At 66.5% G+C, this 23,090-nt stretch carries 24 protein-coding genes and 1 riboswitch; of the genes, 16 read left to right on the top strand and 8 right to left on the bottom strand.

The genetic code is table 11. From position 1 onward, the window contains the following. Positions 1 to 56: 56 nt before the first annotated feature. The 4 genes from hflK (at position 57) to LHL23_RS06365 (ending at position 3,999) form a co-directional block, all read left to right on the top strand. Positions 57 to 1,193, top strand: coding sequence for an FtsH protease activity modulator HflK (gene hflK / locus LHL23_RS06380; RefSeq protein WP_226429209.1), 1,137 nt, complete (start codon positions 57 to 59; stop codon positions 1,191 to 1,193). Continuing rightward, complete coding sequence (hflC, locus tag LHL23_RS06375) at positions 1,193 to 2,074, top strand: protease modulator HflC (protein WP_226429208.1); 882 nt, start codon at positions 1,193 to 1,195, stop codon at positions 2,072 to 2,074. The genes hflK and hflC overlap by 1 nt, the downstream gene beginning before the upstream one ends. After that, positions 2,074 to 2,268 carry a DUF2065 family protein gene (locus LHL23_RS06370; protein WP_222478244.1) on the top strand — a complete coding sequence of 65 codons (195 nt, stop codon included), beginning with the start codon at positions 2,074 to 2,076 and terminating at the stop codon, positions 2,266 to 2,268. Before hflC ends, LHL23_RS06370 begins: the two co-directional genes overlap by 1 nt. Before the next feature lie 243 nt (positions 2,269 to 2,511). Next, on the top strand, positions 2,512 to 3,999 hold the full coding sequence (locus tag LHL23_RS06365; protein WP_413229465.1) for a Do family serine endopeptidase: 1,488 nt from the start codon (positions 2,512 to 2,514) through the stop codon (positions 3,997 to 3,999). A 303-nt stretch (positions 4,000 to 4,302) separates the two neighbouring features. Here the strand turns inward: LHL23_RS06365 and LHL23_RS06360 are convergent, their stop codons facing one another. From LHL23_RS06360 to LHL23_RS06350, 3 genes are all read right to left on the bottom strand, one after another. After that, positions 4,303 to 4,971 (bottom strand): Crp/Fnr family transcriptional regulator, encoded by a 669-nt coding sequence (locus LHL23_RS06360; protein WP_226429207.1) that lies wholly within the window; start codon positions 4,969 to 4,971, stop codon positions 4,303 to 4,305. 89 nt (positions 4,972 to 5,060) lie between these two features. Then, positions 5,061 to 5,600 (bottom strand): peptidoglycan-binding domain-containing protein, encoded by a 540-nt coding sequence (locus tag LHL23_RS06355; RefSeq protein WP_226429206.1) that lies wholly within the window; start codon positions 5,598 to 5,600, stop codon positions 5,061 to 5,063. A 72-nt stretch (positions 5,601 to 5,672) separates the two neighbouring features. Next, the gene (locus LHL23_RS06350; protein ID WP_226429205.1) at positions 5,673 to 6,107 is read right to left on the bottom strand and encodes an OB-fold nucleic acid binding domain-containing protein; all 435 of its coding nucleotides are present in this window, start codon (positions 6,105 to 6,107) and stop codon (positions 5,673 to 5,675) included. Between the two features lie 165 nt (positions 6,108 to 6,272). On the opposite strand from LHL23_RS06350, the gene LHL23_RS06345 reads away from it, so the two are divergent. Next, on the top strand, positions 6,273 to 6,596 hold the full coding sequence (locus tag LHL23_RS06345; RefSeq protein WP_058285880.1) for a 2Fe-2S iron-sulfur cluster-binding protein: 324 nt from the start codon (positions 6,273 to 6,275) through the stop codon (positions 6,594 to 6,596). 32 nt (positions 6,597 to 6,628) lie between these two features. Further along, the gene (locus LHL23_RS06340; RefSeq protein ID WP_226429204.1) at positions 6,629 to 7,474 is read left to right on the top strand and encodes an FG-GAP repeat domain-containing protein; all 846 of its coding nucleotides are present in this window, start codon (positions 6,629 to 6,631) and stop codon (positions 7,472 to 7,474) included. A gap of 122 nt (positions 7,475 to 7,596) precedes the next feature. On the opposite strand, the gene purD is transcribed toward LHL23_RS06340, so the two are convergent. Next, positions 7,597 to 8,862, bottom strand: coding sequence for a phosphoribosylamine--glycine ligase (gene purD / locus LHL23_RS06335; protein ID WP_222478255.1), 1,266 nt, complete (start codon positions 8,860 to 8,862; stop codon positions 7,597 to 7,599). A gap of 136 nt (positions 8,863 to 8,998) precedes the next feature. On the opposite strand from purD, the gene xseA reads away from it, so the two are divergent. Then, on the top strand, positions 8,999 to 10,507 hold the full coding sequence (xseA, locus tag LHL23_RS06330) for an exodeoxyribonuclease VII large subunit (RefSeq protein ID WP_226429203.1): 1,509 nt from the start codon (positions 8,999 to 9,001) through the stop codon (positions 10,505 to 10,507). Positions 10,508 to 10,526: 19 nt separating this feature from the next. Here the strand turns inward: xseA and LHL23_RS06325 are convergent, their stop codons facing one another. Further along, a complete protein-coding gene (locus LHL23_RS06325) occupies positions 10,527 to 10,922 on the bottom strand; it encodes a hypothetical protein (protein WP_222478259.1) in 396 nt (131 codons plus the stop codon). A 132-nt stretch (positions 10,923 to 11,054) separates the two neighbouring features. Between LHL23_RS06325 and LHL23_RS06320 the strand changes: the two genes are divergently transcribed. The 4 genes from LHL23_RS06320 to LHL23_RS06305 all read left to right on the top strand — a co-directional run bounded on the left by LHL23_RS06320 (position 11,055) and on the right by LHL23_RS06305 (position 14,650). Next, a complete protein-coding gene (locus tag LHL23_RS06320) occupies positions 11,055 to 11,696 on the top strand; it encodes a lysoplasmalogenase family protein (protein ID WP_226429202.1) in 642 nt (213 codons plus the stop codon). 77 nt (positions 11,697 to 11,773) lie between these two features. Beyond that, positions 11,774 to 12,982 carry a signal recognition particle-docking protein FtsY gene (ftsY, locus tag LHL23_RS06315; protein WP_226429201.1) on the top strand — a complete coding sequence of 403 codons (1,209 nt, stop codon included), beginning with the start codon at positions 11,774 to 11,776 and terminating at the stop codon, positions 12,980 to 12,982. Positions 12,983 to 13,105: 123 nt separating this feature from the next. Beyond that, positions 13,106 to 14,008, top strand: coding sequence for a DMT family transporter (locus tag LHL23_RS06310; RefSeq protein WP_226429200.1), 903 nt, complete (start codon positions 13,106 to 13,108; stop codon positions 14,006 to 14,008). A gap of 30 nt (positions 14,009 to 14,038) precedes the next feature. After that, the gene (locus tag LHL23_RS06305; protein WP_226429199.1) at positions 14,039 to 14,650 is read left to right on the top strand and encodes an inner membrane-spanning protein YciB; all 612 of its coding nucleotides are present in this window, start codon (positions 14,039 to 14,041) and stop codon (positions 14,648 to 14,650) included. Positions 14,651 to 14,808: 158 nt separating this feature from the next. On the opposite strand, the gene LHL23_RS06300 is transcribed toward LHL23_RS06305, so the two are convergent. Further along, positions 14,809 to 15,492, bottom strand: a complete 684-nt coding sequence (locus tag LHL23_RS06300; protein WP_226429198.1) for a glutathione S-transferase N-terminal domain-containing protein — start codon at positions 15,490 to 15,492, stop codon at positions 14,809 to 14,811. A 136-nt stretch (positions 15,493 to 15,628) separates the two neighbouring features. Further along, positions 15,629 to 15,707: riboswitch (SAM riboswitch) on the top strand. Between the two features lie 61 nt (positions 15,708 to 15,768). Here LHL23_RS06300 and metZ point away from each other — a divergent pair. Next, positions 15,769 to 16,959 carry an O-succinylhomoserine sulfhydrylase gene (metZ, locus tag LHL23_RS06295; protein ID WP_226429197.1) on the top strand — a complete coding sequence of 397 codons (1,191 nt, stop codon included), beginning with the start codon at positions 15,769 to 15,771 and terminating at the stop codon, positions 16,957 to 16,959. Positions 16,960 to 17,076: 117 nt separating this feature from the next. Here the strand turns inward: metZ and LHL23_RS06290 are convergent, their stop codons facing one another. Next, positions 17,077 to 17,865, bottom strand: coding sequence for a HalD/BesD family halogenase (locus tag LHL23_RS06290; protein ID WP_226429196.1), 789 nt, complete (start codon positions 17,863 to 17,865; stop codon positions 17,077 to 17,079). Positions 17,866 to 17,968: 103 nt separating this feature from the next. Here LHL23_RS06290 and LHL23_RS06285 point away from each other — a divergent pair, with 103 nt between their 5' ends. Both LHL23_RS06285 and folE2 read left to right on the top strand, forming a co-directional pair. After that, entirely contained in the window at positions 17,969 to 18,820 is an 852-nt protein-coding gene (locus LHL23_RS06285; RefSeq protein WP_226429195.1) for a LysR substrate-binding domain-containing protein, read from the top strand. Positions 18,821 to 18,930: 110 nt separating this feature from the next. After that, on the top strand, positions 18,931 to 20,034 hold the full coding sequence (gene folE2, locus LHL23_RS06280; RefSeq protein ID WP_222478277.1) for a GTP cyclohydrolase FolE2: 1,104 nt from the start codon (positions 18,931 to 18,933) through the stop codon (positions 20,032 to 20,034). Between the two features lie 360 nt (positions 20,035 to 20,394). Here folE2 and LHL23_RS23635 read toward each other — a convergent pair whose 3' ends face one another. Then, positions 20,395 to 21,123, bottom strand: a complete 729-nt coding sequence (locus LHL23_RS23635; RefSeq protein WP_443986805.1) for a hypothetical protein — start codon at positions 21,121 to 21,123, stop codon at positions 20,395 to 20,397. Here LHL23_RS23635 and LHL23_RS23630 point away from each other — a divergent pair. Next, complete coding sequence (locus tag LHL23_RS23630; RefSeq protein ID WP_443986804.1) at positions 21,104 to 21,478, top strand: hypothetical protein; 375 nt, start codon at positions 21,104 to 21,106, stop codon at positions 21,476 to 21,478. The two genes, LHL23_RS23635 and LHL23_RS23630, sit on opposite strands and share 20 nt — an antisense overlap. A gap of 47 nt (positions 21,479 to 21,525) precedes the next feature. Next, positions 21,526 to 22,974 (top strand): TrkH family potassium uptake protein, encoded by a 1,449-nt coding sequence (locus LHL23_RS06270; RefSeq protein WP_222478282.1) that lies wholly within the window; start codon positions 21,526 to 21,528, stop codon positions 22,972 to 22,974. The last annotated feature ends 116 nt before the right edge of the window (positions 22,975 to 23,090 follow it).

Here is a 23,090-nt window from a genome sequence, read left to right as displayed (position 1 = left end):
ACACATGCTGCCCTTTCTGAAGAGGGGAAGGGCGGCAGCAAACGGATAGGAGACAAATGGCGGGCAATAGCGGTGGCCCATGGGGGGGCGGTGGCTCCTCCGGCGGCGGAGGCGGCAACCGGGGCAACAACGGCGGCGGGCGCAAGCCCGAGGATCCCCAGATCCCCGAAATCGATGAGCTGGTGAAAAAAGGCCAGGAGCAGCTGCGCGTGCTGATGGGCGGGCGCGGCGGCTCCGGCGGCGGCCGCGGCGGGCGCGGCGGGCCGGGCGGCGGCGCGCCGCTGTTCACCAAGGGCACCCTGGGGCTGGCGGCGATCGCCGGCGTGGTGCTGTGGGGCTTTGCCAGCATTTATACCGTCAAGCCGGAAGAGCAGTCGGTGGAACTGTTCCTGGGCGAATATTCCGACACCGGCCTGCCGGGCCTGAATTTTGCCCCTTGGCCTCTGGTCACCTATGAGGTGATTCCGGTCCGGGTCGAGCAGACCGAGAACATCGGCTCCGGCGCCCGCGGCTCTGACGCGGGGCTGATGCTGACCGGCGACGAGAACATCATCGACGTGGATTTCCAGGTGGTGTGGAACATCTCCGACCCGGCGCGGTTCCTGTTCAACCTGCGCGACCCGCGCTCGACCATCAACGCGGTATCGGAATCGGCAATGCGCGAGATCATCGCCCAATCCGAGCTGGCGCCGATCCTGAACCGCGACCGCGGAGCCATCACTGCCCGTCTGGAAGAGCTGATCCAGGACACCCTGGACAGCTACGACAGCGGCGTGAACATCGTCCGGGTGAACTTTGACGGCGCCGACCCGCCGGAGCCGGTGAAGGACGCCTTCCGCGAAGTGCAGTCCGCAGGCCAGGAACGCGACCGGCTGGAGAAGCAGGCTGATGCCTATGCCAACCGCAAGCTGGCGGGCGCCCGCGGCCAGGCGGCGCAGACGCTGGAAGAGGCCGAGGCCTACCGCGCCCGCGTGGTGAACGAGGCCCAGGGTGAGGCGAGCCGCTTCAGCGCGGTTCTGGCGGAATACCAGAAAGCGCCGGAAGTGACCCGCAAGCGCCTGTACCTTGAAACCATGGAAGAGGTTCTGAGCCGGGTCGACAAGATCATCCTGGATGAGAACGCAGGCGGCGAAGGCCAGGGCGTCGTGCCTTACCTGCCGCTCAATGAACTGCGCCGGTCGGAGGGCAACTGATGCGGAAAACTACTCTTCTTCTGCCCATCCTGGTGGTTGCAGCCATTGCAGTGCTGTCGGCGATCTTCATCGTCGATGAGCGTGAAAAGGCGCTGGTGCTGCGCTTTGGCCGGGTGGTCGATGTCAAGGAAACCCCGGGCCTGGCGTTCAAGGTGCCGGTTATCGACAACGTGGTGCGCTACGACGACCGCATCCTGAGCCTGGAAGTCGGCCCGCTGGAGGTCACCCCGCTGGATGACCGCCGCCTGATCGTGGACGCCTTTGCGCGCTACCGGATCTCCAATGTGGAAACCTTCCGCCAGGCGGTTGGCGGCGGCGGCATCGGCGGCGCCGAGCTGCGGCTGGACAAGATCATGCGGGCGCAGACCCGTGAGGTTCTGGGTTCTGTGAGCTCCAACGACATCCTGTCCTCGGACCGTTTTGCGCTGATGCTGCGGATCCGCAACGGCGCCATCACCCAGGCCCGCCAGCTGGGCCTTGAGGTGATCGACGTGCGGCTGAAGCGCACCGACCTGCCGCAGGCCAACCTGGAAGCCACCTTTGCCCGGATGCGCGCCGAGCGCGAGCGGGAAGCGGCGGACGAGATCGCCCGCGGTGAAGAGGCGGCGCAGCGCGTCCGCGCCCAGGCCGACCGGACCGAGGTCGAGCTGGTGTCGGAAGCCGAGCGCGAAGCCGAGGTGATCCGCGGTGAGGCGGACGCCGAGCGCAACGCGATCTTTGCCTCCGCCTACGGCCGCGACGCCGAGTTCTTCGAGTTCTACCGCTCGCTGAACGCCTATGCGAATTCGCTCTTGGCGGGCAATTCCTCGCTGGTGCTGTCGCCGGACAACGAGTTCTTCAACTACCTGAAGTCCTCCGGCGGGCAGGCGGTGCGCCAGTAATGGGCTTTGTCCTGTTGGCCCTCGGGCTGGTACTGATTGCAGAGGGGCTGGTGTACGCACTGGCCCCTTCGCTTGTGGAGCGCCTGCTGGAGATGCTGCGGGTGCTGAGCGAGGAGCAGCGCCGCAATGCCGGGCTGGCGGCGCTGGCGCTGGGCCTCATTCTGGTCTGGCTGGCATTCCGCCTCGGGTTCTGAGGCTCGCGCCCGGCGCAGAAATTCAGCGAAACTTCACGCATTCCCTGCTAGGATGGCGCCAGCCGGGCGCAGGCCCGCAAAGCGGGGGCGAAAACCGGATCACAGCGGCTTTATTCCGTGCAACATTTGTTGCGGGACGGGGGAGAGTTCCTACATTGGGTCCGTAAGACTCTGTCCGGCACCCGGGGCGTTTGCGCCCGCATGGACAGGGGAGAAGAATTGAAAATGACAAGGAGTAGATCCGTGCAGCCACAGGCAATTGCAATTTCCAGCCGGGTAGGCGGCAGCGGCGCGATGGTGCGCTGGGTCTGGCTTGCGGTGCTGGCCACGGCGGTGCTGCTGATGCAGGCGGTGACCGCGATGGCGCGGCCCGAGAGCCTGGCGCCGCTGGCCGACAGGGTCAGCCCGGCGGTCGTCAACATCACCACCAGCACCGTTGTCGAGGGGCGCACCGGCCCGCAGGGCATCGTGCCGGAAGGCTCGCCGTTCGAGGATTTCTTCCGCGAGTTCCAGGACCGCAACGGCAATGGCACCCGGCCGCGCCGGTCGTCGGCGCTGGGCTCGGGCTTCGTGATTTCCGAGGACGGCTATATCGTCACCAACAACCACGTGATTGACGGCGCCGACGAGATCGAGATCGAGTTCTTCCCCGGCGAAGGCCAGCCCAAGGAACTGCTGCCGGCCAAGGTGATCGGCACCGACCCCAACACCGATATCGCGCTGTTGAAGGTGGAGGCGTCGGCGGCGCTGAAATACGTCAAGTTCGGCGACAGCGACACCGCCCGCGTCGGCGACTGGGTGGTGGCGATGGGCAACCCGCTGGGGCAGGGCTTCTCGCTGTCCGCGGGCATCGTGTCGGCGCGCAACCGCGAGCTTTCGGGTTCTTATGACGACTACATCCAGACCGATGCGGCGATCAACCGGGGCAACTCCGGCGGGCCGCTGTTCAACATGGACGGCGACGTGGTCGGCGTGAACACCGCAATTCTGTCGCCCAACGGCGGCTCCATCGGCATCGGCTTTTCGATGGCCTCCAACGTGGTGGTCAAGGTGGTCGAGCAGCTGAAGGAATTCGGCGAGACCCGCCGCGGCTGGCTGGGCGTCAAGATCCAGGACGTGGATTCCGACCTGGCTGAAGCGATGGGGCTGGAAAAGGCCCGCGGCGCGCTGGTCACCGACGTGCCGAATGGCCCGGCCAAGGAGGCCGGCATGCTGGCGGGCGACGTGATTGTCAGCTTTGACGGGGTCGACGTTAAGGACACCCGCGGCCTGGTGCGCCAGGTCGGCAACGCCGAGGTGGGCAAGACCGTGCGGGTCGTGGTCTACCGTGAAGGCAAGACCGAAACCCTGCGGGTCACCCTGGGCCGCCGCGAGGATGCTGAGCGCGCGCCGTCCCGGCAGGACGGTTCGGACGACGCTCCCGGCAGCACCGAGAAAGAGCTTCTGGGTCTGTCGGTGGGTGTGCTGACCGACCAGCTGCGCGCTGAGCTGAATGTGGCGGAAGGCACCGACGGCCTGGCGATCCTGTCCGTCGACGAGACCTCGGAAGCCTGGGAGAAGGGCCTGCGCGCCGGTGACGTGATCACCGAGGCGGGCCAGCAGAAGGTGGCTTCGATCAGCGATCTGGAGGCCCGCGTCAGCGAGGCCAAGGATGCCGGGCGCAAATCGCTGCTGCTCTTGGTGCGCCGCGGCGGCGAGCCGCGCTTTGTGGCGCTGAACCTGTCGGAGTGATCCGGGGCGGAAGTTGCTTGAAATCAAGGGGAAGGCCGGGCAATGCCCGGCCTTTTGCGTTCTGCGGTCCAAGACTTTTCAGCAAACTTTTGCGCGCAGCTGCTGCGTCTGCGGTTTCGGGCAATGGGCGGAAAAAGGGCAAGAGCCATGCGCTGGCGGGCACATGGCTCTTGTTGGACAGGCAGCCATTGGGATGGAACGTTCATGGCCGTCTATGGGGCACTTATGGCGCAGGGCGGCAGCGGGTTCTGTGACCGGGATTACAGAGCGCGGATTTTGGTGCGGAATTTTCCGCTGCCGGGGTCAGATTGAATCCGGTTCGGCCAGAACGGCCAGTTCGCCGCGGTCGAGGATCTGCACGCCGCCGCGGCTGATGCCGACCAGGCCGCTGCGCTTCCAGGCGGCCAGGGTCTTGGACACCGCCTCGCGGGTGGCGCCGACAAATTCCGCCAGCTCCGCCTGCGACAGGGCCACGCGGCCGTCGCTGCCCTCGGGCGCCAGATACAAGAGCTTGCGCGCCAGCCGCACCGGCATCGGCAGGAACACCTGCTCATTGAGCTGGGTGTTCATCCAGCGCATCCGCTGGCCCGCCAGCCGCAGCAGGTCGGCAGCCAGGTCGGGGTGCTGGCGGATCTGCGCCAGCACGTCGCCGCTGCGCAGGCGCAAGACCCGGCTGGGCTCGGCGGCAATGGCGGTGGCGGTGCGCTCGCCGGGATCAAACAGGGTGATCTCGCCGAACACCGCGCCGGGGCGCATCATGTCGAGCGACAGCTTGCGGCCGGAGGCGGAGAGCACCGAAAACTCCAGCGCGCCTTCGGCAATCGCATAAAGCGCGTCGCCCGGATCGCCCTGCTCGAACAGCACCTCGCCCTGGCGCAGGCGCACCTCGGTGGCCTGGCTCTCCAGCATCCGGCGCAGCGGGCCGGAGGCACCGGAGAGAAAGCCGGTGTCCGGCAGGCGGGTGGTCAGCATGGTGTTTGTCTCTTTTGCGTCTGTGGCCCGGTGCGCGGACCTTAGCAGAGGGTTTGGCGGCTGGGAACCGGGCAGCTGAACCACCTGGTTCAGCCGGCGACCGCGATCAGCCCCAGCCTGCGGGCGGAGGCCAGCGTCAGGGTGCCGCTGTCCAGCCCCAGCGGCGCCTGGTAGCGCCGCACCGCGGCGCGGGTGGCGGCGTCCATCTGGCCGCTCACCGGGCCGCGGTAGAGCCCGCGCGCCGCCAGCGCCCGCTGCACGGTGCGGATGAAGTCAGGGGTCATCAGGGCGGGGCAGGGGATTTCGATCCACTGTTCCTGCCGCGGCTGCACGATCTGCTGGCGGGTCTCAGTCCGGAAGGTTGCGGGGCGGATCACCTGGCCGCCCTCGTCCAGCTGTGCCGGTGAGGCCAGCACCTGGCTGGTGACGGTCTCGATCACCGCGGGGGAGGTGTGCTTGCTCCAGCAGGTATCGGGGGCTGCGCCGGGCGGGGCGTAGCGGCCCTCGCGCGAGACGTGGCTGCCGGGGCCGCCGGGCTGTGGCTGGACGCAGGCCGCCAGCGCCGCCAGGGCTGCCAGCAGCAGGACCGGCGCAAGGCGCCGGTGGGTCGGGAGAATGGGTGGCGTCATGCCCGGTTGCCTCTTGCCGGTGCCCGCTGTCTATGCCCCTGCCGGGGCCGGACGCCGTTGTTTGGCGGCAGCCTAGCCGAGTTCGGGGCCGTCCGCAAAGGCCGGATCGTCCTGGCGCCCCTGATCCGCCAGCAAGAGGTCGAGCATGGGCGAGATGTCCTCCACATCTTCGGCGATCACATGGGTGACGGAATGCGCCCGCTGCAGCCACCCGGTGACCCGCAGCATCCGCCCGGAGATCACCGCGCGGCGGAACGCCTCGTAGATCTTGCGCCAGACGATCACGTTGACGATGCCGGTCTCGTCCTCCAGCGTGACGAAGATCACCCCCTTGGCGGTGCCGGGGCGCTGGCGCAGGATCACCAGCCCGGCGACGGTGATGCGGGCGTTCTCCGGCGGCTCCTGCAGCCGGGCGGCGGGCAGGCAATGGGGCGGGTGCGGCCAGGGCTGCGGCCTGTGCCGGTCTGCTGTGCGGGGGGGCGTATAGGCCGGAGCGGCGGCTGGCATGAGGAAAACGGCCCTGTGGTTGAGAATATTTGAATGCGAACAAACATAGAACATTTGCGGGGAAAGTCCAGCAGCGGCAGGGCGGCGTCGCAATTGGGGCTGGCACCGGCGCAGGCGCTTGGCTACACAGTCGCGCAAGTACCGGAAAAGGGAAGAGAGCTGACAATGGCAAAGATCACTTACATCGAGCACAACGGCACCGAACATGTTGTGGATGTGGCCAGCGGGCTGACCGTGATGGAAGGCGCGCGCGACAACAACATTCCGGGCATCGAGGCCGATTGCGGCGGTGCCTGCGCCTGTTCCACCTGCCACGTCTACATCGCGCCGGACTGGGTCGAGAAGCTGCCCGCCAAGGACGACATGGAAGAGGACATGCTGGATTTCGCTTATGAGCCCGATCCGGCCCGCTCGCGCCTGACCTGCCAGATCAAGGTGACCGACGATCTGGACGGCCTGGTGGTGCATATGCCCGAAAAGCAGATCTGATGATCAACGGGTCGGCAGCGCGGTGTCTGCGGATGCGCGCCCGGCCCGGTTCCGCCCGCCGCGCCTGGTGGGCGGTGTGCCTTTGGGCGGGGGTTCTGAGCGCGGCTGAGGCGTGCCGTTTGCCGCCCGGCGGTTCCGGAGCATCCAATGGCTCATACACCGTTGCATCCGGCTGTAAGGGAAGCCAGTTCGAGATCTGCCCGGGCCAGAACGTCTCTGCAGCGTGGTACAGCGGCGAAACCAGCCGCTACGCGCATGGCGTTCTTGGGGATGCCATCGAGTACACCCGGCTGACGGTTTACTCGAGCGCGGCGGGCGCAGATTCGTGCGGCACAAAATCGGTATCGCTGGACATCCGCCATGTGTTTGAGGACACCGCGCCCAGGCTCGTGGATCTGGACGGGGATCAAAGCGCTGAAATCATCACTGTCCGCAGCCATGCTGCGAAAGGCGCACAGCTCGCGATCTATACCGACCGGGGTGCTCCTGATCTCCAGCTTGTTGCCACAACACCCTACATCGGAAGGAAGAACCGCTGGCTTGCCCCCATCGGCGCCGCGGATCTGGATGGCGACGGGCACGTGGAAATCGCCTATATCGACCGGCCGCATCTGGCAAAGACCCTGCGCATCTGGCGGTTCCGGGACGGGGTGCTGCGCGAAGTGGCCAGCAAGCCCGGGCTGACCAATCACCGCATCGGCGAGGAGTTCATCACTTCCGGCATCCGCGACTGCGGTGAGGGGCCGGAACTGGTGACCGCCAGCGGCGACTGGCACCGGATCATCATCTCCCGGCTGCAGGACGGAGAGATCGCCACCAAGGACATCGGCGCCTTCAAGCCCGGCACCGGGCTGACGGAGGCGCTGGCCTGCCGCTGAGCCTCAGGCTGCGGTGAGGCTGCGGCCCCGCGCCGCGCATTGCGCGGCGCCCGGCCCAACTGCGGGGCCCATCCGGGGATGGGCAGGCGCAGGCGGGAGCATCCGCCTGACTGGGGGGGCGGTTACTTCAACGCGCGCCAGCCGATGTCGCGGCGGAAGAAGCCCTGCGGCCAGTCGACGCCATCCACCATCGCATAGGCGCGGTCGCGGGCCTCCTGCAGAGTTTCGCCGCGGGCGGTCACGTTCAGCACCCGGCCGCCAACGGCCAGCACCTTGCCGTCCTGTTCCTGGGTGCCCGCATGGAACACCATGTTGCTGCTGTCCTCGGGCAGCGCGTCCAGCCCCTTGATCTCGGAGAACTTCTCGTAAGACCCGGGATAACCCTCTGCCGCCATCACCACGGTGATCGCATGGTCGTCGGCCCAGTTCACCTGCGCCTCCGCAAGGCGGCCCTCGGCGGCGGCGTGCATCAGGTCCAGCGCCTGGGCGCCGAGGCGCATCATCAGCACCTGGCATTCCGGGTCGCCGAAACGGACGTTGTATTCCACCAGCCGCGGCAAACCGTCCTTGATCATCAGGCCCGCATAGAGCACGCCCTGATACGGCATGCCGCGTTCCGCCATCACCCGCATGGTGGGCTTCACGATCTCTTCCATCGCTTTCGCCTCGACCTCAGCCGACAAGACCGGCGCAGGGGAGTAGGCGCCCATGCCGCCGGTGTTGAGGCCGGTGTCGCCTTCGCCGACGCGCTTGTGGTCCTGAGCGGAGCCGATCGCCAGCACGTCCTCGCCGTCGACCAGCACAAACAGGGAGGCCTCTTCGCCTTCCATGAATTCCTCGATCACCACTTCGGCGCCGGCCCCGCCGAAAACGCCGCCGAACATATCGTCGATGGCCGCCATCGCCTCGTCTTCAGTCATGGCGATGATCACGCCCTTGCCTGCGGCCAGCCCGTCGGCCTTGACCACGGTCGGGGTGCCGTGCTCGCGCACATGCGCCTTGGCGGCCTCGGCATCGGTGAAATGGCCGTAGCCTGCGGTGGGGGCGTTTGCTGCGTCGCAGATTTCCTTGGTGAAGCTTTTGGAGGCTTCCAGCCGGGCGGCTGCCTCGGAGGGGCCGAACACCAGCAATCCTGCCTCGCGCAGCCGGTCGGCAACGCCCGCGGCCAGCGGCGCCTCTGGGCCGACGATCACGAAGTCGATGGCGTTTTCCTCGGCAAAGGCGGCCACTGTGCCGCCGTCCTCGATGTCAAACGACGCGCAATCGGCGATCTGGGCGATGCCGGCATTGCCCGGCGCCACGATCAGCTTGTCGCATTTGGGGTTCTGCATCACTGCCCAGGCCAGTGCATGTTCACGCCCGCCGCTGCCGAGGATAAGGATGTTCATTGACGCATTCTCCGATCTGCCTGAGCCCTGTGGCTTCCCGGGTGGCCTCCCGGGGCTTGCCTTGCTTGCGGCGCGTTCTATGCTGCGCGCGACTTCAAAACAAGACCGGCCTAAAGCCGCAGGAGAGCAGCCCCCGATGTCCGACCTGTTTGACGACCCCGCCCCATCTGACCGGCCCGGGCAGAACGCCCCCGAATTCACCGTTTCGGAGATTTCCGGTGAGGTGAAACGCACGCTGGAGGGCACATTCGGCAGGATCCGGGTCCGCGGCGAGGTGGGCCGCGTGTTCAAGGCGCGCTCCGGGCATCTCTACTACGACATCAAGGATGACCGCTCTGTGCTGGCATGCACGACATGGAAGGGGCAGATTAGCGGATTGTCGGTGGTGCCGGAGGAAGGGCTGGAGGTGGTGGTGACCGGCCGCCTGACTGCCTTTGGCGCCCAGTCCAAGTACAACATGAACGTGGACGAGGTCGCGGTTGCGGGCCAGGGCGCGCTGATGGCGCTGCTGGAAAAGCGCAAGAAGCAGCTGGAGGCGGAGGGCCTGTTTGCGCCGGAGCGCAAGAAGCCGTTGCCCTATCTGCCGCAGATCATCGGGGTGGTGACCTCGCCCTCGGGTGCGGTGATCCGGGACATCCTGCACCGGCTGCGCGACCGTTTCCCGCGCAAGGTGCTGGTCTGGCCGGTTGCCGTGCAGGGGCAGAACTGCGCGCCTGAGGTGGCTCGCGCCATCGAAGGCTTCAACCGCCTGACGCCGGGCGGCGCGCTGCCGCGGCCCGATCTGATCATCGTCGCCCGCGGCGGCGGCTCGATCGAGGATCTGTGGGGCTTCAACGAGGAGATCGTGGCCCGTGCGGCTGCCGCCTCGGAGATCCCGCTGATCTCTGCCGTCGGGCATGAGACGGATACCACGCTCATCGACTTTGTCTCCGACCGCCGGGCGCCGACCCCGACCGCGGCGGCGGAGCTGGCGGTCCCGGTGCGGCTGGAACTGATGGCGTGGAGTGAAAACCAGGGCGCGCGGCTGACCCGTGCTGCCGGGCAGGCGGTGCAATTGCGGCGCCAGCGGCTGAACGATCTGGCCCGGGCGCTGCCCAAGCCCGATACGCTCTTGGAAACCCCGCGCCAGCGGCTGGACCGGATTTCCGACCGGCTGCCTGGTGCGCTGATCAGCGGCGTGCAGCGGCGGCGGGTGCATCTGAGCGAGACCGCGGCATCCTTGCGCCCGGCCACCCTGCGCCAGTTGGTTGAGGGGCGGCGCGACCGGCTGCAGAACCTGTCCTCGCGCCTCAGCCTGCGGCCGATCCAGCGGGAAGTTACGGCGCAGAAGGATGCGCTGGGGCGGCTGGCCCAGCGGCTGGATGCCGCGCAGACCGCGCGCATCGACCGCCAGCGCCAGGCGCTGACGGCCACCGGGCGGCAGCTGGAGATTCTCAGCTACAAGGCGACCCTGGAGCGCGGCTATGCGGTGGTGCGATCTGGAGATGAGATCCTGACCACCAGGGCCGCCGCCGCCAAGGCAGGCGCCCTGCAGATCGAATTTGCAGATGGCACACTGGATCTGGAAGGCGCGGCGGCACAGGCGCCGAAGAAGGAAGCGCCGAAACCTCCGGCAGAGGGCGGCGGCCAGGGCTCGCTGTTCTAGCGGGGCATCTGCAGCGGCCTCAAGCGCCGACCTCGGGGCCGTAGCACAGCATCTCCTCGCCGATATCCTCGGCCTCGTAGAGCTCCGTCGAGGCCGGGTCGTCCTCAAACCGCGCCGTCAGCCCGCGCGGCGTCAGCTCAAAGGTCCAGCACTGCGGATCGTCGCGGTTATCGTAGATGAAGCAGATCCGGCCTGCCTCCTCGTACCAGCTGCCTTCCTGGCATTTGCCATCGAGGAAGGACCAGATCACGCGGCGGTTGGGCAGGTAGCGTTCGACCCCGTACATGGCGCCGCCGAAGCCGTAGAACAGCGTGCGGCCCTGGGTGTAGCGGTCAAACTCGCCAGCGCTCAGCGGCTCACCTGCCGCCAGCGGGGCGGGCAGGGCTGCCAGCAGGAGAATCATCAATGTGCGCATGACGCCATTGTGCCTCAGGACCGGGTCCGGGACCAAGCGTTGCGTGTTTCTGCCCAGCCTCCCGCTGGGTCACCTTTGACCACGCGCGGCCTGCGAGGACAGAGTGCGGGAAAAGAACAGGGGAGGCAGGTGATGACGGCGGAACTGATGCTTTGGGCTGGGGCCGGGGCTTGTGCGCTGATCTATCTGCTGATGGCTGCGCAGCAGCCGGGCCTGCTGCGCAGCGTGCTGAAAACGGCATCTGTGGCCTTGCTGGCGCTGGCAGCACTGCTGATGGGCGCGCCCTGGCTGCTGGCCCTGGCGCTGGGCCTGTGCGCGCTGGGCGATCTGTTCCTGTCGCACGGCGGCGAGGGGGCGTTCATGGCAGGCGTCGGCGCCTTTGCTGCCGGGCATCTGGCCTATGCGGTGCTGTTCCTGACCCGGGATGCGAGCGACCCGGCGCTGCTGCTGCAGATGCCCGGGGCCGCCATTGCGGCGCTGTTACTGGTGCTGGGGCTGGCGATGGCAAAGATCCTGGCGCCGCGCGCCGGGGCGCTGAAAGGGCCGGTGCTGGCCTATATCCCGATCATTCTTGGCATGGGGGCGGCGGCGCTGACACTGCCGTTTGGCAGCTGGGTCTTTGCCGCAGCCTGCGCCTTCATGCTGTCGGACATGGTGCTGGCGGCGGAAACTTTTGTGCTGCCGGAGGATCACGCGCTGCGCCGGATCACGCCATATGCGGTCTGGCCGCTCTATTGGGGGGCACAAGCCGGGTTTCTGGCGGCATTTTCCTGATTTCTGCGGCGCCTAGCGCTTTGCACTCCGGCCCAATCCGCATTAGGTGGGGTGCAGACCCTTTTGCGGAGACCAAGATGGCGTTTTTCTCAAAGCTCAAGGAGCGGCTGTTCAAATCCTCCTCCAAGCTCGAGCAGGGGCTCGATGCGATTGTCGAGGAAGGCGCGGACAGCAGCGCGGCGGAGGCCGTGGAGGCCCAGGTAGAGGCCCATGTCGAGGCTCTGGCTGCGTCCCCGGCGGTGACGCCGGAGCAGCCCGCGCCTGCGCCGGTTCCGCAGCCGGAACCCGTTGCCGAGCCGGAGCCTGCACCGGAACCGGAGCCCGCGCCGGCGCCGCAGCCGGTGGCCGCTCCCAAGCCCGCACCGGCACCGCAGCCTGCACCGGAGCCTGAGAAGAAATCGCCGGGCCTCCTGGGCCGCCTGATGGGCCGCTCTGCTGCGGCTGAGCCGCGCCGGGCGCTGGATGACGACATGCTGGAGCAGTTGGAAGAGCTGCTGATCGCTGCCGACATGGGGGTGGACACCGCGCTGCGGGTGACCGCCAACCTGGCCGAGGGGCGGATGGGCAAGAAGGTTTCCAGCCGCGAGATCAAGGAACTGCTGGCGCAGGAAGTCGCGCGCATCATGGAACCGGTGGCGAAGCCCTTGCCGATCTATGCAAAGCGCCCGCAGGTGGTGCTGGTGGTGGGCGTGAACGGCTCCGGCAAGACCACCACCATCGGCAAGCTGGCCAGCCAGTTCAAGGGCGCAGGGAAAAAGGTAGTGATTGCCGCGGGCGACACCTTCCGCGCCGCCGCCGTCGAACAGCTGCAGGTCTGGGGCGACCGGGCCGGGGTGCCGGTGCTGACCGCGCCCGAGGGTTCCGACCCGGCCTCGCTGGCGTTTGACGCCATGACCAAGGCCCAGGAAGAGGGCGCTGACCTTCTGATGATCGACACCGCGGGACGGCTGCAGAACCGCGCCGACCTGATGGAGGAGCTGGCCAAGATCGTCCGCGTCATCCGCAAGAAGGACGAGACCGCGCCGCACAATACCCTCTTGGTGCTGGACGCCACCACCGGCCAGAACGCGCTGAGCCAGGTCGGCACTTTCCAGCAGCTGGCGGACGTGTCGGGCCTGGTGATGACCAAGCTGGACGGCACCGCCAAGGGCGGTGTGCTGGTGGCGCTGGCGGACAAGTTCGGCCTGCCGATCCACGCCATCGGTGTGGGCGAGCAGATTGACGATCTGGCGCCGTTCGATCCGGAAGAATTCGCGGCAGCGCTGACCGGTCTGGAGAAGTCCTGATCCGTCCTTCATCTGGCTAGAAATATCCCCGGGGAGCAGCCATTGTAGGTGCCATTGGTTCAAGCCCAATGGCCGCGGGGCAGGCGGCCCCCGGCGCTCCCATCCCGCGCAAAGGCATTTGATTTGAGCGATTGGCTGATCTCCCTGGAAGGCACCGAGGCCGGGCATCAGGCGGCGCTGTTTCTGGCCATCTGGGCGGCCTTCCTGCACGCGGTGTTCGGCGCGCTGCAGAAAGGGCGGCATGATCCCTGGCTGTCGCGCGGGGCGATCGACTTTTCCTACTGCGTGATGGCGGCGCCGTTTGCGCTGTTCGTGGTGCCCTGGCCGGAGCCGCATATGTGGCTGATCTTCTTCGTCGCCTGGGTGATCCACGTCTTCTACAAGCTGTTCCAGGCGCTGGCCTATACCAAGGGCAGCTACACGGTGGTTTACCCGGTGGTGCGCGGCACCGGGCCGCTGTTCACGGTGATCGGCTCTTTCTTTCTGTTCGGCGAGGTGTTCACCCCGGTGCAGTGGCTGGGGGTGGCTGTGCTGCTGGCGGGGATCTTCGGCCTGGCGGGCTATAACTACCGCTACCTGACGGTGAACCGGGAAACGCTGGGGATTGCGCTGGGGCTGGCGGTGGTGACCGGGTTGTTTGTGGCGGCCTACACCACATATGACGCTTATGGCATCCGGGCGACGGCGGATCCGTTCACCTTCCTCGCGTGGTTTTTCATGATCGACGGGCTGGTGTTTCCGGTGATTGCCTTTGCCCGCTGGCGGACAATGCCCGCGCCGCCCGAACCGGGGCCGCTGATGGTCAAGGGCTTCTTTGGCGGGCTGGTCGCCTTTGCGTCCTTTGGCGCCATCATGCTGGCGACGCGGCTGGACAAGGTGGGGGAGGCGGCGGTGCTGCGCGAGACTTCCACGGTGTTTGCCGCCCTCATCGGCTGGCTGGTGCTGAAGGAAACCGTGGGTCCGCGGCGGATTGCGCTGATGGCTTTGATCGCCTTGGGCGCCGTGATAGTGGAAATGGGCGGCTAAAGCCCGCGTGCAGAACTGACAGGAGGCCCCATGGCCGCGAGTAAGATCAACCCGACCCTGAAGATGGTGCTGGAACTGGGCCCGATTGTCCTGTTCTTCATCGGCTATCTGAAGCTGAAGGATGAGGTGTTTCTGATCGGCGGCAGCGAATACAAGGGCTTCATCGTCATCACCGCGGCGTTCATCCCGCTGATGGTGGCGTCGACACTGGCGTTGTGGAAGCTGACCGGCCATCTGTCGCGGATGCAGTTTGCCACGCTCATCCTGGTGGTGCTGTTCGGCGGCATGTCGGTGTGGTTCAACGACGACCGTTTCATCAAGATGAAGCCGACGATGCTGTATCTGCTGTTCGGCGGGTTGCTGGGCATCGGCCTCATGCGCGGCCAGAGCTGGCTGAAGGTGGTGATGGAGGAGCTGATGCCGCTGAAGCAGGAGGGCTGGATGATCCTGACCCGGCGGCTGTGCGCGTTCTTCTTTGGCCTTGCGGTGGCAAATGAGCTGATTTGGCGCACGCAAAGCACCGAGACCTGGGTCTATTTCAAGACTTTCGGGCTGCCGGTGGCGATGTTTGCCTTCTTCATGTTCCAGGGGCAGCTGTTCCAGAAATACGGCGACGAGGAAGAGGCCGGTCCCGCCGAGTAGGGGGCAAGCAGCAACATTAGAGATTTCGCAGTTAGGGCTATGGCTGCCTGGGCGGGCGCGAATGCGCCTGTCCGTTTTGCGGAGGGCAAACCTTCGGTTTGACGGGCAGGCAGGCGCAGCCCGGCCTATCGGCCAGGCGTAACCTTGTTTTTGTGTGACTATTTGCCGAATAATACTTGCTGCGCCTTGGTGTCGGACCGGTCGGCGCGCAGGTCCGCATGCAGCGCCCGGCCTGCCACCACGCCGGGGCGGGACCACATCAGATCAAGCCAGCGGTCAAGATGCGGCTTGTCCTCGAGTGTCTGCTGCTGGCCCTCCCAGAGCGAGGCCCAGGGCCACACCGCCATGTCGGCAATTGTATAGTCTGCTCCCGCCACATACTCATTCTCCGCCAGCTGCCGGTCCAGCACCCCGTAGAGGCGGGCGACCTCACCCCGGTAGCGGTCCTTGGCATAGGGCAGGTCCTCGGGGGCGTATTTCAGGAAATGATGCGCCTGGCCCGCCATCGGACCGACGCCGCCCATCTGCCACATCAGCCATTGATCCACGATGAGCCGCGTGCGCTCATCCGTGCCGTAAAACTGCCCGGTCTTGCGGGCGAGGTATTGCAGGATGGCGCCGCTTTCGAACAGCGAGACCGGCGCGCCGCCGGGGCCGTCCGGGTCGATGATCGCGGGCATCCGGTTGTTGGGGGAGATCTTCAGGAACTCCGGCGCGAACTGATCGCCTTTGCCGATGTCGATCAGCGTGACCTCGTAGGGCAGGCCCATCTCCTCCAGCGCGATGGAGATTTTCCAGCCATTCGGCGTGGGCCAGTAGAACAGCCGAATGGGGTCCTGCATCGCGTGCCTCCGTCAATGTGCCCGGCCACAGGAGCACGGGGCGCAGGGGGCGGGCAAGGGGCGGCGGCGCTCACATCCCTGTGACCGCTGGAAATGCTGCCGCTTGACCGAATCCCGCAAGATGCGTAAAGCCCCTGCATCATATCGTGGCGATTTGTTACCGGATTGCGGGCCACGTTAAACAATCCCGCTAAAGAGGTCAGGACGTGAAGGACCCCCTTTCGCTTGGCCGAATGGGGGTTTTTTGTGCGCTATGGGCGCGAGGAGACAGAAGAGATGAGCGACAACTGGAATAGCCGCACCAAGCTGGTGCATGGCGGCACCCGCCGCAGCCAGTACAACGAGGTGAGCGAAGCGATCTTCCTGACGCAAGGGTTCGTCTACGACAGCGCCGAGCAGGCCGAAGCGCGGTTCATCGAAACCGGCCCGGACGAGTTCATCTATGCCCGCTACGGCAACCCGACCGTCGACATGTTCGAAAAGCGCATTGCGGCGCTGGAAGGGGCCGAGGACGCCTTTGCCACCGCCTCCGGCATGGCGGCTGTGAACGGCGCGCTGACCTCGCTGGTGAAGGCCGGCGACCACATCGTGTCCGCCAAGGCGCTGTTCGGCTCCTGCAACTATATCCTGGCGGATGTTCTGGGCCGCTTCGGGGTTGAGGTCACGTTCATCGACGGCACCGACCTAGAGGCCTGGAAGGCAGCCGTGCGCCCGGACACCAAGGCGGTGTTCTTTGAGAGCATGTCGAACCCGACGCTGGAGGTGATCGACATTGCCGCGGTAGCCGGGATCGCCCATTCGGTTGGCGCCACGGTGGTGGTGGACAACGTGTTCTCGACCCCGGTGTTCTCCAAAGCGATCGAACAGGGCGCCGATGTGGTGATCTATTCCGCGACCAAGCATATCGACGGCCAGGGCCGGGCGCTGGGCGGGGTGGTGCTGGGCACCAAGGACTACATCCGCGGCACGCTGGAACCCTACATGAAGCACACCGGCGGCTCGCTGAGCCCGTTCAATGCCTGGGTGATGCTGAAGGGTCTGGAAACCCTGTCGCTGCGGGTCAATGCCCAGGCCGAGACCGCGCTGAAAGTCGCGGAAGCGCTGAACGGCCACCCGGCGCTGGAGCGCACCATCTATCCGGGGCTGAAAGACCACGCGCAGAACGCGCTGGTGCAGACCCAGCTGGGCGGCAAGGGCGGCACCGTGCTGTCGCTGGACCTGAAGGGCGGCAAGGAGGCCGCGTTCAAGTTCCTGAACGCGATGACCATCCCGGTGATCTCCAACAACCTCGGCGACGCGAAATCCATCGCCACCCATCCGGCGACCACCACCCACCAGCGGCTGACCGACGAGCTGAAGGCGGAGCTGGGCATCACCCCCGGCCTGGTGCGTTTCTCGGTGGGGCTGGAGGATGCAGACGACCTGATCGACGACCTCAAAGCGGCTCTGGAAGCCTCGCAGGCGTAACGCCGCCTCAGCCGGAAGATCCTCTATTCATCTGGCTGAAAATATCCTCTGGGGTGAATTGAGCCGCAGGCTCAAGAGGGGGCGACAGCCCCCTCTCTTTTTTGGACAGATGCCGGGTCAGGAGGCACGGCCGTAGAAGCCGATGTTCTCCGCATCGGTAAAGCGGACTCCGGGGCGTTCGTAGAAGGTGAAAACGGCGATCACCCGCGTCTTGTCCCCTTTGACGGTGCCGACCCGGTGCGGCGAATTCTTGCCGCGGAAGATATTGAGCGTGCCGGGGGCCAGGGTGATCGAGCGCATGTTCGGGTCTTCACCCCGCAGCAGCCGCTCGACACCTTCGTAATTCGGGTCATCATCGCTGCGCAGTTCGGGGCTGTAGATGAACTCGCCGCCTGCCTCGGGCGCTTGCAGCAGCATGGTGGTGGTGAATTCAGAACGGTCGAAATGCCAGTTCAGCGCCTGCTCGGCGCCGTAGGACATGATGTTCAGCCGCGCCAGCGGGTCGTCCATTGTGTAGAGCGCGGGCTTGTCCATGGAGGCGGCGAGGAACTCGGCAAAGGGCGGCCAGTCATAGAGCCGCAGAACAGGCGAATCCGGGAACTGGTCGGCGCAGAGGGTGAAGTTCGAGGTCTCGACCTTTTGCAGCGCCGGGTGGTCCGGCACCAGCCCCTCGACACTGTCCTTGAAATAGATGTTGTGGGCGCGCTTGTGGTGGAAGCTTTCGGTTTCGAACTTGCCCTTCAGCGCATCGGCGGCGCCCTGGGCCACCTCCGGCTTCATCAGACCTTCCAGGCTGAACATGCCGTCGGCGGCCAGTTCGGCGCGGCAGCGGTCCACCAGCGCCTGCCATTCCGGGGTGCCGGGATGGTCGAGCGGGTAACGGTCGAGATCGAGAATATCGCGCATTTGTCTTTCCCTTGGTTCTTTGCAGAAATCCTGCGCGCCGGGCGGGGATCTGACCACTATAAAATATCTTGGCGAGCATAAGAAAAACTTGCACTGTGCGGGTATGAAACTGCCGCCGCTCAATGCCCTGCGCGCCTTCGAATGCTCTGCCCGGACCGGGAGCTTTTCGGCTGCCGGGGCGGAACTGGGGGTCAGTTCCGCGGCGGTGTCGATGCAGGTGAAAAACCTGGAGGACTGGCTGGGGCTTAAGTTGTTCACTCGCCGGGCCAACCGGGTGCGGCTGACCGATGCCGGGCGGGACTATTACCAGAAGGCGGCGGTATCGCTGGCGGAGATCGCCAGCTACACCGAGGCGCTGACCGAAGGCGGCGCCCGGCGCCCGCTGGTGATCTCTGCCACGCCGGCGCTGGCGCAGCTGTGGCTGCCGGAGCGGCTGAAGGGTTTTGCGGCGCTGCGGCCCGATGTGACGGTGCGGCTCAGGATCGAGGATGACAGGATCGACCTGGTGGCGGAGGGCATTGATGCGCGGCTGACCTATGGCGGCGAGCATCCCGAGCACCGCACCCGGGAGCTGTTCAGCGACCGGCTGGTGCCTGTCGGCGCGGATCCGCAGGCGAAGCTGGGCAGCGCGCCGCTGGTGGAGGTTGCCTGGGGCGAGACCATCGCCTCTGTGCCGGGCTGGCGGCAGTATTTTGCGCAGCATGGGATGGCGCGCCCCGGCCTGGCGGCGGCAATCGGGCAGTCGGTGCCCTCGGTGGTGTCGCTGGTGCAGGCGGGGCTGGGCATCGCGCTGCTGCCGGAGCAGGTGGTGGGCGGCGAAATCCGGGCGGGCAGGCTGCACCGGCTGGACGGCCCGGCGCTGGAGATGCAGCGCCCCTATGTGCTGGTCACCCCCCACTACAAGGCGCGCTCGCGGCGCCTGCGGACGCTTGCAGAGGTGCTTGGGGTCCGTTAAGGCGCCGGTTCTGCCGCAAATGGCGGATCCGTTTTGAAAATTGCCGCGTAACAGTATATGAGGGTGGCCTTCCGGCTCCTATATGGGCTGTATCACTGGGGGAAACGCCGATGAACATTCACAACCGCGACGCTGCAGAGGCGCCGGACCGCGAGGCAGCTGCCGCCGCGCTGGATGTGCTGCGGGCCTGGGCCGGCACCGTGACCGAGACCGAGATTGCCGAGCTGGACCCGGCGGTGGCGCGGCTGCTGCCCGGCCGCGAGGTCGGCAATTACCCGGAGCTGTCGCGGCAGTATCCTGAGGATTTCAAGTCGGACGAGGCCTACCGCGCCACCCTGCCTGACCTGCAGAACGGGCCGACCAGCCTGATCCGCGGCGCGCAGGAGCAGATCCAGCATGTGGGGATCTCCAACTTCCGGCTGCCGATCCGCTTCCACACCCGCGACGACGGCGACCTGACGCTGGAAACCAGCGTCACCGGCACCGTGTCCCTGGACGCGGGCAAGAAGGGCATCAACATGTCCCGGATCATGCGCACCTTCTACAAGCACGCGGAGCGCACCTTCAGCTTTGAAGTGATGGCCAATGCGCTGGATGACTACCTGAGCGACCTGGACAGCCCGGATGCGCGCATCCAGATGCGGTTCTCCTTCCCTGCAAGGGTTGAAAGCCTGCGCTCGGGCCTCAGCGGCTACCAGTATTACGACTTTGCGCTGGAACTGGTGGACCATGACGGGGTGCGCGAGAAGATCATGCACCTGGACTATGTCTATTCTTCGACCTGCCCGTGCTCGCTGGAGTTGTCGGAGCACGCCCGGCAGGCGCGCGGCCAGCTGGCGACGCCGCATTCGCAGCGCTCGGTGGCGCGGATTTCGGTGCAGTCGGTGCCCGGCAGCGAGTGCCTGTGGTTCGAGGACCTGATTGAGCTGTGCCGCAAGGCGGTGCCGACCGAGACCCAGGTGATGGTCAAGCGCGAGGACGAACAGGCCTTTGCCGAGCTCAATGCCGCCAACCCGATCTTTGTCGAGGATGCGGCGCGGCTGTTCTGCGAGGCGCTGCAGGGCGATGCAAGGATCGGCGATTTCCGGGTGGTGGCCAGCCACCAGGAAAGCCTGCACAGCCACGATGCAGTCAGCGTGCTGACCCAGGGGCCGCTGTTCAAGGCGATGAGCCTGGATCCGAAACTGTTTTCGACCCTGATCCATCAGGGGTAAGAGGCGCGGGCCTGCCTGAATTTCAGGCGGGTTTCCGCCGGGTCAACAGCCCGGCCCCGCGGCAATTTCTGCATTGCCGCATTTTTTACGCCGCTCCGCAGAAAGTCATGCTAGCGTCATAACGAATCCCCCCGGCCGTCCTGCCGGGGGCGAGGGGAGCTTGCGCGCAGGTGTCTGCAATTGACGGCCCGTTTTCCGCTGCATCAGGCCTGGGACTCACCCGGCGCCCGCTCCCTTTTTTCTTTGCCCGGATGCCGCAGCGCAGTCCCGGGGCAAGTGCAGTGCAGGACTTTAGGAGTAACAAATGACGAGCTTTCACAAGATTCCCGGCCTGACGGTCAGAACGCATGAATGGGCGGGCTATGCGGCCGGGCTGCAGATGAAGCTGTGGCGGCAGGCGGCAGAGGCTGCGATGCAGGCGCCGCTGGAACAGATGCGGCTGGCGCATTCGATGATGGAAGCGCAGCGGCGCCTGTGGCAGGCCGGTGTTCCGGCAATGGCGGGGGATGCCGCTGCCGCGCCGGAGGCGGCGCCGGACGCGGACACCGCCGCCGAAACCCCGGCAGAGGCGCCAGCCGCTGCCAAGGCCGCAAACAAGACCCTGGCGCCGCGCAAGCCCGCCGCCCGCAAACCGGCTGGCCGCAAAACCGCTGCCCGGAAGGCCGGGGCCCGCAAGGCGCCTGCGCAGAAACGCCCGGCGCAGCCGGCTGCTGAGGCTGTGAAAGCCAAGCCGGAAGCCGTGAAGCCGGCGGCAGCAAAGGCGGAAGCTGCGAAGCCCGCGGCAGCCAAGGCGGAAGCCGTGAAGCCGGCGGCCGCCAAGCCGGAAGCCGCGAAGCCGGCGGCAGCCAAGGCGGAAGCCGTGAAGCCGGCGGCAGCCAAGGCGGAAGCCGTGAAGCCGGCGGCAGCCAAGCCGGAAGCCGTGAAGCCAGCGGCCGCCAAGCCGGAAGCCGCGAAGCCGGCGGCAGCCAAGCCGGAAGCCGTGAAGCCGGCGGCAGCCAAGCCGGAAGCCGCGAAGCCGGCGGCAGCCAAGGCGGAAGCCGCGAAGCCCGCGGCAGCCAAACCGGAAACCGTGAAGCCGGCCGCCGCCAAGGCAGAACCCGTGAAGCCGGAGGCCGCCAAGGAGCCCGCAAAAGCGGCTCAGCCTGCGTCCGCTGCCAAGCCGGCAGCGCCGAACGGAACAACAGCCGGGGAGAAGGCGGAGGCCAAGCCTGCAGAGTTCAGCGGTGCCTCCGCCCGCCGCAGCGCCTATGCGCAGGCGTCCGGAGGCTCCGCACCGGCGCCCGCGGCCAAGCAGGACGCGGCCAAGGCCCCGGCCCCCGATGCCGCCGCCGCGCGCAGGGAGCAGGAGGCGCAGGCCGCATCGTCCAAGCGCCCGCGGCAGCCGTCCTCGCCGCCGCAGATGCCGCGGCGCAACGCTGCAGGCACCAGCGGCAGCGGCGAATAACGCCGCGCACTTGACACTCACCGCGCGGGGGGCCAACGCTGCGCCGCATGTTGGATCTCCGCCCGGTTGGGTATGTCATCGGCCTGCTGGTCGTCATTCTGGGAGCCATGATGGTGTTCCCGCTTCTGGTCGATCTGTATGACGGCCGGGGCGAATGGCATGTGTTCCTGGAAAGCGCCATCTTCACCATCCTGGTGGGCGGGTTGATGTCCTTGAGCTGCGCCAATGGGGTGAAGGAGGGGCTGAGCATCCGCCAGACCTTCCTTCTGACCACGACGGTCTGGCTGGCGCTGCCGCTGTTCGGTGCGGTGCCGCTGATGCTGGGGGCAACCGAGCTGCGGTTTGTCGATGCCTTTTTCGAGGCGATGTCGGGGCTGACCACCACCGGCTCCACCGTGATTTCCGGGCTCGACAGCCTGCCGCGCGGGCTGCTGCTGTGGCGCGGCATCCTGCAGTGGCTGGGCGGCATCGGCATCATTGTGGTGGCGATGGTGTTCCTGCCCGAGCTGCGGGTCGGCGGGATGCAGATCTTCAAATCCGAAAGCTTTGACACCTTTGGGAAAATCCTGCCGCGGGCGCAGGCGATCGCCAAGCAGATCTCCTTGATCTACGTGTCGCTGACCGCCGCCTGCATGCTGGTCTACATGGTGATGGGCATGGCGCCGTTCGATGCGCTGGTGCATTCGATGACCACCATCGCAACCGGCGGATTTGCCAATTACGATGCCTCCTTCGGCGCCTTTGCCGGGCCGGTGGAATACGCCGCGTCCATCTTCATGATCCTGGCGGCGCTGCCGTTCGTCCGCTACGTGCAGCTGATCAACGGCCACGGCACGCCCATGCTGCGGGACAGCCAGATCCGCGGCTTCATGATGACGCTGGGGCTGCTGGTCGCGCTGGCGGCGGGGATTCTCTATTACACGCGCCCGCATGGCGGCGAAGAGGCGCTGCGTTCGGCCCTGTTCAACATCACCTCGATCATGTCCGGCACCGGCTATGCCAGCGCGGATTACATGCAATGGGGCAGCTTCCTGGTGATGATCTTCTTCTTTGCCGGGCTGATCGGCGGCTGCGCGGGCTCCACTGCCTGTTCGGTGAAGATTTTCCGCTATCAGCTGCTGTTTGCCTCGATCAAGGTGCAGATCCAGCGCATCCGCTCGCCGCATGGCGTGTTCCTGACGCGCTATGAGGGCCGCCCGGTGGATGCCGATGTGCTGAGCTCGGTGATCTCCTTCTTCATGTTTTTCGTGGTGACGCTGGGCATTGTCGCCTGGATGCTGGCGCTGACCGGGCTGGATTTCGTGACCGCGGTGTCCGGGGCCGCCACGGCGGTGGCCAATATCGGCCCAGGCCTGGGGCCGACCATCGGGCCTGCGGGCAATTTCTCGACCCTCAACGATCCGGCGAAGTGGATCCTGAGCGCGGCGATGCTGATCGGGCGGCTGGAGCTGATGGCGGTCTACGCCATTCTGACAGTGCGGTTCTGGCGCTCTTGACGCGGCGGGCCTGTTGCCGGTGCTGATGCGGCGGGCCTGCTGTTGGCAGAAGTTGCGCAGGCGGAGCCTTGTGGCGCTTTGCCGCGCTGAAAATTCCACCGGGACCGCAGCTTCGT

The sequence above is a fragment of the Leisingera sp. McT4-56 genome, assembly GCF_020514995.1.
GTDB lineage: Bacteria > Pseudomonadota > Alphaproteobacteria > Rhodobacterales > Rhodobacteraceae > Leisingera > Leisingera aquaemixtae_A.
Note: the sequence above shows the minus strand (reverse complement) of the source record. Positions and strands in the feature narration are given on the sequence as shown.